This is a genomic window from Pseudostreptobacillus sp., assembly GCF_977040545.1.
In genome coordinates this window covers 1-9733 of record NZ_CDRRBS010000037.1, presented here as the reverse complement: position 1 = coordinate 9733, position 9733 = coordinate 1, and the positions used below count along the sequence as shown (strand labels likewise).

Here is a 9733-nt window from a genome sequence, read left to right as displayed (position 1 = left end):
GATTATATGAAAGTTTATGAAATAAAATTAAAAATTAGACTAAAAAAAGATATTTTTTTTAAAGATCTTACAACTCACATTACTAGATTTATAGACACAAATTTATCAAACAATTCAGAAATGTACAACTATCATAACTCTAAAATATATAAAGAATATTGCTTTGATTCTTTATTTCCATTAGAAGAAGATAAGATATATAAAAAAGATATTCTATACATATCTACAAACACAGAAGAGCAACGTACATATAAATTTTTAGGAGTTGAGGCGTATGAATAAAAAACTATATGAAATACATTTAAAATACGAGGAAACTTTTTTAATTGGTGAAATAATATATCAAAATGATGAATTTATGTATACTAAACTTTATTCAAACTTGGGACTTGAATATTCTCAAAGCTTTATACCACTTAAAAATATTAGTGAAATTATAGAAGAATCAGACTATCTAGATCATTTTAAAAAATTTATTAATTTAAATTATGAAGATATTACAAACTCTATATTATTTAAAGAAAATGTAAATACAGATAACTTACATGCTAATACCATATATCAAGACTTAATAGGTGAGTATATTTACATATATTTATATGATAGTGATGAGATGTTAGAAGGTCGACTTGAAAAAGATGAACAAGATTATATTTTAGTTTCAAGTAAAAAAATCTATAAAGAAGCCATTAAACATATCATGTTAGATGATTTAAAAGATAGAATTGCTTTATTATAAAAATAGGAGAACTTAAGTTCTCCTATTTTATATATTTATTACTATATTTTTGACCTTAGTCATAGATAATATACTTTGCCTTATACCTTGAACTCCAGTTCCTGAATTTTTAATTCCTAAAAAAGGAAAATTATCAGGCCCTCTTTGAGTTTTATTATTAATATGAACTGTACCAACTTCTAATTTACTTGCAAAATCAAATGCTCTATCTATATTTTGGGTAAATACTGAACTTTGAAGTCCATATTCTGAATCATTTGCTACCTTTAATATATCTTCATCTGTTTTAAATCTAATTACTGGTAACACTGGACCAAACGGCTCAACCCAAGCTATATCCATATTAAGAGTTACATTATCAAGTAATACTGGAGTTAATAAATTACCCTCTCTTTTAAATTCTGTTAATAAGTTAGCTCCTTTACTTATAGCATCTTTTACTAGATTTTCTACAAATATTGCACTTTTTTCATCTATTAAAGGAACTATATCAACATTATCAAAAGGATTTCCTATAGTCAATTTTTCTACTTTTTCCTTTAACTTCAAGACTAATTCATCTGCAACTTCTTCTCTTACTAAAACTCTTTTAATAGCAGTACATCTTTGACCTGAATAAGAATAAGCACCTGTTACTATTTCACTAGCTGCTAATTCTAAATTTGCATCTTCTAGTACTATCCCTGCATCTTTACCACCAAGCTCAAGTAATATCGGTTTCATTCCAGCTTGCATTCCTATCTTTTGACCTATCTCTGTGCTTCCAGTAAAATTAATAAAATCTATTTCTTCATGAGTATTTAAATAATCACCTATTTCACTTCCTTTACCCGTTACGGCTTGTAAAACTCCCTTAGGTAGTCCAGCTTTTTCAAATGCTTCAATTAGTTTTAATGCACAAAATGCTCCTTGTGTTGGTGGTTTAAATATTACAACATTACCTCCTATTAATGCAGGTGCTATTTTTGAAGCTGATAAATTAACTGGATAATTATACGGTGCGATAGCAAGAACTACCCCCATAGCTTCTCTTCTAATAATAGCTATTTTATTTTTCATTTTAGCATCATAGCTTCCACCTTCATATACTTCACCAAATATACGCATTCCTTCTTCTGCACTATATTTCATTAAATATACTGTTCTTTCCACCTCATTCAGACTATCCTTATACGATTTAGATATTTCACGTGTCATAATATCAGCAACTTCTTCTTTCATTTTTTCAAGTTCATCTGCTGCCTTATATATATACTTTGCTCTTTCTACTGTAGATAATGATTTCCAAGCAATAAAACTTTTTCTAGCTTCTATATACTTTTTATCAACATCTTCTTTACTCATTTTTTCCACTTCACCTATATATTCATTATTTATAGGCGAATATATTTTTATTGTTTCCATTATTTAATACCTTTCATATACCTAATTATTTCCATAATTATTTCTTCTTTATTTATCTCATTATATAATAAATGTCTTCCATTTTTAACTTTCAAAAATTTAATTTTTCTATTATTATTTATTTTTTGCATATGCTTTTTTAATTTACTATCCAAAACTAAAGGATCTTTATCACCATAAACAAGTAATATATTAGAAAATTCTCTAATTTTTTTTATATCCTTTTTTATTTTTTTATTAAAATTAAAAATATCATTAAAATACTTAGGTGATGCTAATTTATAAACAACAGAATCTTTTTCTAATTTCTCAACTTCAAAAGAATCTCTACTTAACCAAGAATATGGAGAACTACCTTTTTCATTTTTATTTACTATCCCATTAATTTTATTTAATATACTTTTTTTTATTCCCAACTTAATTTCTATATATGTTATTAAGCGACTCATTAATATTGAAAAAGTTTTTTCTAAAGGTAGGGATACAAGTACAGAATTTTTATATTGATTATTTTCTAATATATACATCGTTAATAAAGCACCAAGACCATTACCTAAAAATATTATATCATCATACTTTACACCAGATAATTTTAATCTAATAAAATATTCAATATCTTCAGCTATACCTTTTAATCCTTTTTCACCAAAATCTGCCACATCATCTTTTTTTAATAAACCATGATTTCTATATTCTAAAACATAAACATCAAAACCATTATCATGTATCATTTTAGCTATTTCATCATATCTATCTATATAGTCATGAAAACCGTGTAAAAGTATAACTTTCTTTTTATTGTTATTTTCATATTCTATATACGGTATAATCACTCCATCATTAGATGCAAATTCTTTATACATAATACCTCCAACTATCTATCTTTAAATAAATTTAAAGTAAGTGCATTAATTAAGACGCATATAGAACTCATAGACATAGCTAAAGCTGCAAACATTGGATTTAACGAAAATCCAAATAATCCAATAGCCATAGGTATACCTATTATATTATATATAAATGCCCAAAATAAACTTATCTTAATATTTTTAATAACTGCACTACTTAAATTGATTGCAGTAACTATATGTTCTATATTAGAATTCATAAGCACTACATCAGAAGTTTCTATGGCAACATCAGTAGATCCTGTTATAGAAATAGAAACATCTGCACCGGCCAATGCAACTGCATCGTTTACTCCATCTCCAACCATAACTACTTTATGATTTTTTTGATATTCTTTCAATAATCTAAACTTATCTTCTGGTAAAAGATCAGAGTGTATATCATCAATACCTAATTTATTACCTAAATATGTTGCAACTTTATTATTATCTCCAGTTAACATAACAGTCTTAATTCCTTTATTTTTTAACTTTGAAATTAAAGATATACTTTCATCTCTTAAATCATCAGATATAGCACTTAATGATATAAGTTTATTATCCTTAGCTAATAATATCACAGTTGAACCTTGATTTGAATATTTATTAATCTCGTTTCTATAAATACTTAAATCAACATTATTTTCTATCATTAAAGTTTCATTTCCTAATAAATATACTTCATTTTTAATTATTGCTCTTATTCCTCTACCATCTAACTGTTCAAACTCTTCTACCCTATATCTCTTAACACCTTTTCCTTCAAAATATTTCACAAAAGCTAAAGCTAATGGATGTTCAGATTTTTTCTCTATACTGTATATTATACTTTCAGAAATATCATCATTAGATAAATATTCTACAACTTCAGGATACCCTTTAGTTAATGTTCCTGTTTTATCAAATAAAACTACATCAATATTTCCCATCATTTCTAATATTTCAGAATTTTTAAATAGTATACCAAAACTTGATGACTTATAGCTACCTATCATTATAGAAATAGGAGTTGCAATACCTAATGCACATGGACAAGATATTACAAGTACTGCTACAGCTCTCATTATCGCCATATTAATATTGTATCCTAAAAAAAGATAAATAACAAGAGTCAATAAAGAAATAGATATTACTACAGGTACAAAAATAGCACTCATTTTATCAACAAACTTAGAAATAGAAGGTTTAGAATTTACGGCTTCATCTACAAGATTTATTATTTTATTTAATATTGTATCTTCTCCTAATTTATCAACACTATACTTTATATATCCTTTTTGTAAAATACTTCCTGATATTACTTTATCACCTTTTTCTTTTTTAATAAGTTTACTTTCACCTGTTATAATACTCTCATTTATATATCCGCTACCTTCTATCACTGTTCCATCAGCCGCTATATTTTCTCCACTTTTAACAATTAATATATCATTAACTTTTATATCTTCAATAGTTTTTTCTAATTCAGTACCTTCAATATCTACAATAACCTTTGAAGGAATTAAGTTTATCATAGCATCCATAGATATACTAGTATATCTTTTTATTCTACTTTCTAAATACTTTCCTAATCTTACAAGAGTAAGTATTGTTACTATTGATTCAAAATATATATCATGAAAATTTTTTAAAATTAATATATTAAATATACTTAATATTAATGAAGCTAATGTACTTACCATTATTAAAGTATTCATATTCAAAGTTTTTGTTTTAAAACTTATATATCCAAGATTATAGTAATCAAAATTTAAAATCATTACTATTATTGTTATAATAAATTGAAGTGATACGTTAATATGAAATGGTATCATATTAGGAATATCTAAGCCCATCATCGCACCCATAGAAATATATAATAGTAATAATGTTAAAATTATAGATAAAGCTAAAATCTTTTTTTCTTTATTTTCGCCTTTTGTAGCTTTTTCTACTGTTTTATTTATTTTTAAATAAGCTTCATATCCAATACTTTCAACATTTTTTTCTATATCTTTACTATTTAACTTATCTTCATCATATTCAACTATCATTTGTGAACTAATAGGATTTACATCAACTTTTTTAATACCTTCTAATTTATTTATACTATTTTCTATAGCTATGCTACAATTAGAACAATGCATCCCCTTTATATCATATCTCTCTTTTTTCATATTCACCTCTATTTTACTATATATCCAAGTTCTTTTATTTCTTCTTCAATATCTTTTAAATCTACTCTATTATCATCATATTCTACTATTAAATTTGAATCTTCTAAATTAACTTGAATAAAATTAATTCCATCAAGTTCAGAAATATTTTTTTCTATTTTTAATGCACAATTTTTACAATTTAATCCGTCTAATTTAATTTCATTTTTTTTCATTTATCTTCTCCTTCAAAAAAAAGCCCGAAATATAATTTCAGGCAAATTTTATTTATTTAACAAAATCTTTTACTTCTTCCTTTGATTTATACCCTAAAGTTACATCCTTAGCAACTCCTGCTTCAAATTTAACCATAGTTGGAATACTTCTTACTTGATATTCACCAGCTAATTCTGGGAATTGATCAACATCAACTTTTACTATTTTAAAATCTACTTCTTCACTTACTTCATCTAAAACTGGTCCAAGCATTTGACAAGGTCTACACCATGTTGCAAAAAAATCTACTAAAACTGTTCCTTCTGATATTAAGTTTTTAAAATCTTCTGATTTTTCTAAATGTAATACTTTACTCATTATTTATCACTCCTTATTTTGCGCCTAAAGCTGCCATTGTATAATAATTATATGGTTTATTGAAATGTGGTAAGAAGAAAATATCTAACAACTTAAACTTATCTATAGTTACTTTTTCTTGTATTGCAAGTGAGAATACATGAATTCCTAAAGATATATCATAAGTTGATGCCATTTGAGCTCCTAATATTCTTCTAGTTTTTGCATCGTAAACTATTTTAACAGTAACATCTGGATTTTCTGTTTTTATAAATTCAGGTTTTTGATGATCTGTAAATGATGTAGTTAAAACATCATAACCTCTTTTTTTAGCATTTTCTTCTGAAAGTCCAGTTGAAACCATATTTAATCCATATATTGAAATTCCATTTGAACCTTGCATTCCTATAGAATCAAGTTTAGTCCCACAAACATTATGTGCTGCTAATATACCTGATCTAACAGCATTTGTTGCAAGAGCTATATAATTAACATCTTCTATAGAGTTATCATAAAGTGTTGCACAATCTCCAATTGCATATACATCATCATGGCTTGTTTTTTGATTTCTATCTACAATATATGCTCCATTTTTAAATGTATCTATTTTATCTTTCAATAAACTAGTATTAGGTGTAAATCCTGCACATAATACTATCATATCAGTTTTATACTCACCTTTATTTGTAACAACTGATGAAACTTTACCATTAGTTCCTTTTATTTCTTTAACTAATTGACCAAAAGCAAGTTCTATTCCATGATCTTCTAATGTTTTATTCATCATATCTCTAAATTCTTTATCATAATAACTTGATAGACAATCATCACTTGCATCTATTAAAGTAACATCTCTACCATTTCTCTTAAATGCTTCTGCAAGTTCTACCCCTATATACCCAGCACCAACAACTGTTACATGTTTAATTTCTGGATTTTTTAATTTTTCAATAACTTCAGCTGCATGTTGATATAACTTAACATATTGAACATTTTCTAACTCTTTACCAACTATAGGTAAATTTATAGGCCATGACCCTGTTGAAAGTATTACTTTATCATAACTTTCAGTATATTCTTTACCATCTTTTCCTTTAGCATAAACTAGCTTTTTATCTAAATCTATATCTGTAACTTCTGTTTCCATATAGATTTTAGCACCAGCTGCTTCTAATTTCTCTTTATTAGAGTAAAATAACCCTTCAGCACCATCTATTTGATTACCTATCCAAAGCGCCATTCCACAACCTAAGAAACTTATATTACTATTTGAATCAAATACAGTAACTTCAGTACCAGGGTAATTTGATAAAATAGCATTTATTGCTGATGTACCAGCATGATTTGCTCCTACTACTACTACTTTCATGTAATCCTCCCAAAATTTATTCTTTACATTATTATTTTACATCAAAATACATTTTTTATCAACATTATTAATATCAAAAATATATATTTTTCATATATATTTTATACAACCAAACATTTATAGCCTATATCTAATATTATACAAAATATATATACATATAATACAAAAATATTTTTTAAACAAATTCCAAATTATGAAATATATAATAAAAGAATTAACTCTAAAAGCTAATTCTTTCATAGTTTTTTATATATTCTAAAAGATCTTCTTTTTTCTTATTTGTCCCCGATATATATTTTTTCCATATTTTACTATATGGTGTGTTATAGAAAAGACCTAAAGTATGTCTTAAAAAATAATGTGGTGAATCATCTAAATCTTCTAAATACTTATACATTTTCTCTAATACTTCCAAATGCGTAATATTAGTTCCACCATTTAATAATCCTATTTCATTTGCTAGCATAGGATTATCATAAAGAGCTCTACCTATCATAACTGAATCAACTTTATCTTTATGTAATAATATATCATCAATAGTTTTTATTCCACCATTAATTTCTATATAAAGATTAGGTCTATCTTTTTTTACTTTATACACTGTTTCATAATCCAAAGGTGGAATAGTCCTATTTTCTTTAGGACTAAGTCCTTTTAAAATAGCACATCTAGCATGTATTATATATTTATCAGTATTAGTTATATCTATAAATTGAATTAATTCTTCATAAGAATTAATAATTCTATCATTTTTTAATATACCTCTACCATCTATACCTATTCTATTTTTTATACTTATTTTTTTCCCAGTTTCTTCCTTAAGACATTTAACCATATCTCTAACAAGTTCTGGTTCACTCATAAGGTAAGCGCCCATACGAAAATTTGAAACTCTGTCTGATGGACAACCTACATTTATATTTATTTCATCATATTCAGTATTTTTTAACATTTTAGACACTTTCATAACTTCATTTAAACTTGAACTCGCTATTTGAAGTACAACAGGATTTTCAAATTTTGTTTTTCTCAACAATCTATTTGCATCACCATTTATTAGAGCAGGTGTCGTTATCATTTCTGTAAATAATAAAATATCTTTATTTACCATTCTTATAAAATTTCTAAAATGAATATCAGTTCTATCTACCATAGGAGCTAAACTTACTTTAATCATATTTCCTCTTTTATTTTTTATTTATCAAATATATACCAATAGCCATAAGTATAACTCCTACAGCTCTATATACATCAAATGGTCTAATTTGAGTACCAAGCCAGCCAAAATGATCAAATATCATAGATGTTACAAGCTGTACAAATAGTAATAAAACTGTAGCTGTACCTACACCTAAAACCGGCATAACTATTATTATTGAAACTACATAAATTGCACCAAATATACCACCTAATAATTGCCAAAGCTTAAATGATTGTTCTGTTCCAACTGAAGTAGTTTGTTTAGTAACTAAAGCAAAAATTAACATAAATAATCCACCTACTATAAAAGTCATCAAAGTAGACCAATAACTATTTCCTATAGTTTTTCCTAATTGTACATTTATAGGCCCTTGTATCGTCACTAATATTCCAGCTACTATTGTTAATACAACATAAAAAATATTATTCATTTTTTTCCTCTTTCCTTATTCTTTCCCAAAATTCCTTTAAATTTTTTTCAAATTTATTATCTGCAAAATTATATAATTGTAAAGTTTTATTCATATATTTTTGTTTTATATAATGATTACTATAATCATGTGGATATATATACTTATCTCTTCCCCTTGGTGTTAGATGAAATGGTATATCTTGACTCCCATTTTTTTCTATTTCTTCAAAAGCTTTATTAACCGCTAAATACGTACTATTACTTTTAGGAGAGAGCGCTAGATATATAATACACTCCGAAAGTATTATCCTTGCCTCAGGCATACCAATTTCTTTAACTGCATTCATACAAGATACAGCTATGTTTAAAGCATTAACATTTGCAAGTCCTATATCCTCACTTGCTAGTATTACAAGTCTACGTGCAATATACATAATATCTTCTCCACCTATTAAAAGTTTAGACATCCAATATACTGCACTATTAGGATCTGACCCTCTAACAGATTTTATCATAGCTGAAATAGTATCATATTTTTCAGCAAATACTTTTCTTCCTAAAACTTCTCCAACTTCCTCTATATCTAAATCATCAAGTCCAGAATTTTTAAGAATTTCCAATGTATTTATTGCAGCTCTAACATCTCCATCTGATATATTAGATAAATATTCTAATACATCATCTGTTAATTTTATTGCTTCACCATCTGCCACTTTTTTCAAAACTTTAAATATATCATTTTGACTTATTTCTTTAAATTCAAATAAAAGAACTCTTGAAAGTATAGCCTTATTTAAAGAATAAAATGGTGACTCAGTTGTAGCACCTATTAGTATAATATTACCATTTTCTAAATCTTCAAGTAAAGTATCTTGTTGTAATTTATTAAATCTATGTATTTCATCAAAAAATAATATAGTTTTATTAGTTGAATTTTTAACCCTATCTAATATATCAACTATATCTCCCTTACCTGATTTAATTGCATTTAAATAATAATAATCATACCCTAAT

The 9733-nt window shown here is 25.9% G+C and carries 10 protein-coding genes and 1 pseudogene; 2 read left to right on the top strand and 9 right to left on the bottom strand.

What is annotated here, in order from left to right; all coding sequences use genetic code 11:
* Positions 1-282 (top strand): annotated as a pseudogene (locus tag ACWYO2_RS03145) (hypothetical protein); the annotation flags it as partial.
* Complete coding sequence (locus tag ACWYO2_RS03140; protein WP_455515045.1) at positions 275-739, top strand: hypothetical protein; 465 nt, start codon at positions 275-277, stop codon at positions 737-739. The pseudogene ACWYO2_RS03145 and the gene ACWYO2_RS03140, both read left to right, overlap by 8 nt.
* A 27-nt stretch (positions 740-766) precedes the next feature.
* Here the strand turns inward: ACWYO2_RS03140 and ACWYO2_RS03135 are convergent, their stop codons facing one another.
* From ACWYO2_RS03135 to ACWYO2_RS03095, 9 genes are all read right to left on the bottom strand, one after another.
* Positions 767-2143 (bottom strand): NADP-dependent glyceraldehyde-3-phosphate dehydrogenase, encoded by a 1377-nt coding sequence (locus ACWYO2_RS03135; protein WP_455515044.1) that lies wholly within the window; start codon positions 2141-2143, stop codon positions 767-769.
* On the bottom strand, positions 2143-3006 hold the full coding sequence (locus tag ACWYO2_RS03130) for an alpha/beta hydrolase (RefSeq protein WP_455515043.1): 864 nt from the start codon (positions 3004-3006) through the stop codon (positions 2143-2145). The genes ACWYO2_RS03135 and ACWYO2_RS03130 overlap by 1 nt, the downstream gene beginning before the upstream one ends.
* A gap of 11 nt (positions 3007-3017) precedes the next feature.
* On the bottom strand, positions 3018-5186 hold the full coding sequence (locus ACWYO2_RS03125; RefSeq protein ID WP_455515042.1) for a heavy metal translocating P-type ATPase: 2169 nt from the start codon (positions 5184-5186) through the stop codon (positions 3018-3020).
* Positions 5187-5194: 8 nt separating this feature from the next.
* On the bottom strand, positions 5195-5401 hold the full coding sequence (locus tag ACWYO2_RS03120; RefSeq protein ID WP_455515041.1) for a heavy-metal-associated domain-containing protein: 207 nt from the start codon (positions 5399-5401) through the stop codon (positions 5195-5197).
* Positions 5402-5453: 52 nt separating this feature from the next.
* On the bottom strand, positions 5454-5759 hold the full coding sequence (trxA, locus tag ACWYO2_RS03115; RefSeq protein ID WP_455515040.1) for a thioredoxin: 306 nt from the start codon (positions 5757-5759) through the stop codon (positions 5454-5456).
* A 13-nt stretch (positions 5760-5772) separates the two neighbouring features.
* Positions 5773-7107: a H2O-forming NADH oxidase gene (gene nox, locus ACWYO2_RS03110; RefSeq protein WP_455515039.1), complete on the bottom strand. Its 1335-nt coding sequence runs from the start codon at positions 7105-7107 to the stop codon at positions 5773-5775.
* A 220-nt stretch (positions 7108-7327) separates the two neighbouring features.
* On the bottom strand, positions 7328-8284 hold the full coding sequence (dusA, locus tag ACWYO2_RS03105; RefSeq protein WP_455515038.1) for a tRNA dihydrouridine(20/20a) synthase DusA: 957 nt from the start codon (positions 8282-8284) through the stop codon (positions 7328-7330).
* Between the two features lie 10 nt (positions 8285-8294).
* Positions 8295-8738 carry a DMT family transporter gene (locus tag ACWYO2_RS03100; RefSeq protein WP_455515037.1) on the bottom strand — a complete coding sequence of 148 codons (444 nt, stop codon included), beginning with the start codon at positions 8736-8738 and terminating at the stop codon, positions 8295-8297.
* The coding region (locus ACWYO2_RS03095) for a replication-associated recombination protein A (RefSeq protein WP_455515036.1) at positions 8731-9733 on the bottom strand (1003 nt) is incomplete at its 5' end. The genes ACWYO2_RS03100 and ACWYO2_RS03095, both read right to left, overlap by 8 nt.

Coding starts and splice junctions, on each gene's coding strand:
- ACWYO2_RS03120 (WP_455515041.1), bottom strand. CDS start 5,401: ATGAAAAAAAATGAAATTAAATTAGACGGATTAAATTGTAAAAATTGT.
- ACWYO2_RS03140 (WP_455515045.1), top strand. CDS start 275: ATGAATAAAAAACTATATGAAATACATTTAAAATACGAGGAAACTTTT.
- dusA (WP_455515038.1), bottom strand. CDS start 8,284: ATGATTAAAGTAAGTTTAGCTCCTATGGTAGATAGAACTGATATTCAT.
- ACWYO2_RS03100 (WP_455515037.1), bottom strand. CDS start 8,738: ATGAATAATATTTTTTATGTTGTATTAACAATAGTAGCTGGAATATTA.
- ACWYO2_RS03130 (WP_455515043.1), bottom strand. CDS start 3,006: ATGTATAAAGAATTTGCATCTAATGATGGAGTGATTATACCGTATATA.
- trxA (WP_455515040.1), bottom strand. CDS start 5,759: ATGAGTAAAGTATTACATTTAGAAAAATCAGAAGATTTTAAAAACTTA.
- ACWYO2_RS03135 (WP_455515044.1), bottom strand. CDS start 2,143: ATGGAAACAATAAAAATATATTCGCCTATAAATAATGAATATATAGGT.
- nox (WP_455515039.1), bottom strand. CDS start 7,107: ATGAAAGTAGTAGTAGTAGGAGCAAATCATGCTGGTACATCAGCAATA.
- ACWYO2_RS03125 (WP_455515042.1), bottom strand. CDS start 5,186: ATGAAAAAAGAGAGATATGATATAAAGGGGATGCATTGTTCTAATTGT.